This is a genomic window from Streptomyces sp. NPDC001781, assembly GCF_053596035.1.
This window is the reverse complement of the sequence record NZ_JBSFFI010000107.1, coordinates 1-1,079: the sequence shown is the minus strand read 5'-3', so window position 1 is coordinate 1,079 and position 1,079 is coordinate 1. Positions and strand designations below refer to the sequence as shown.

Below are 1,079 nucleotides of genomic sequence, written 5' to 3'. Positions count from 1 at the left end.
ACGACCACCGACACCCCGGACGGCCGGACGACGCCGACGAAGTGAGTCGCGTACCACCCGGACCGCCACGGCGCGGTCTGCACCGTCCTGCCGGGGCGCGGCGCCTCGATGATCCGGCCGCCCCCGACGTACAGCGCGACGTGCTCGGCCCCGCTGTAGACGACGAGGTCTCCGGGGCGGACGTCGGACGGGGCGACGCGGGCCAGGCCGGCCCACTGCGCTTGCGAGGTGCGCGGTATGGAGACGCCGGCTGCCCGCCATGCGGCCTGCGTGAGCCCGGAGCAGTCGTAGGAGTTCGGGCCGGTGGCGCCGTAGACGTACGGCCTGCCGAGTGCGGCGCGGGCGTAGGAGACGGCCCGTGAGGCCGCGCTGGACACCCTCTGCGGCGGCGTGGTCGCGCGTGGAGTCGATACCGCCGCGCGCTGCCCGCCCTGGGCGAGGCCCGCGCGGGCTCCGCACACCGGCCAGGCGCCGGGGCCCTGCGCGGCGAGGACCCGTTCCGCCACGGTGATCTGCGCGCCCCGGCCGGCGAGGTCGGCCCGGGAAGCGAAAGAGCGGCCCCCGTAGGCCGCCCAGGTGGATGCGCTGAACTGGAGTCCCCCGTAGTAGCCGTTCCCGGTGTTGATCGCCCAGTTTCCACCGGACTCGCACTTGGCGACCTTGTCCCAGGTCGTCGTGCTCGCCGCTGCGGCGGGGGTGCCGGTACTCAGCAGCGTGACGACGGCGCCGGCGGTGCCCGCCAGCGCGGCGCCGACATACGTGTGGTGCTTGGCCATTGATGACCACCTCCGGCCGGGCACGGTAGGTGCGAGACGCGAAACCGCCAAACGGCTCAGGTCGCCACGGGTCCGGGCAGCAGCCCCAGATCGCGGGCGCGGCGGATCGCCTCGGGGCGTCGGTGGTCCTTGTCCATCCACGCCACGTCCAGCCGCTGGTACACCTCGGACAGCCGGGAGGCGCAGGTGGGTTGGGGCAGTCCGAGGCGTTCGGCGGCCTCCCGGATCGTGGCGCCGGTGGCCAACTGGGCGAGGATGCTGACCTGCGTGTCCGACAGGTGGACGGGTGGTCGTCCGGTGGCG

At 74.4% G+C, this 1,079-nt stretch carries 1 protein-coding gene and 1 pseudogene; both read right to left on the bottom strand.

Features of this window, described 5'->3' with window-relative positions; genetic code table 11:
* Positions 1-776 (bottom strand): C40 family peptidase (locus tag ACWCV3_RS29025; RefSeq protein WP_451230372.1); only part of this gene is annotated, 776 nt, incomplete at its 3' end.
* A 56-nt stretch (positions 777-832) separates the two neighbouring features.
* Positions 833-1,079 (bottom strand): annotated as a pseudogene (locus ACWCV3_RS29020) (hypothetical protein); the annotation flags it as partial.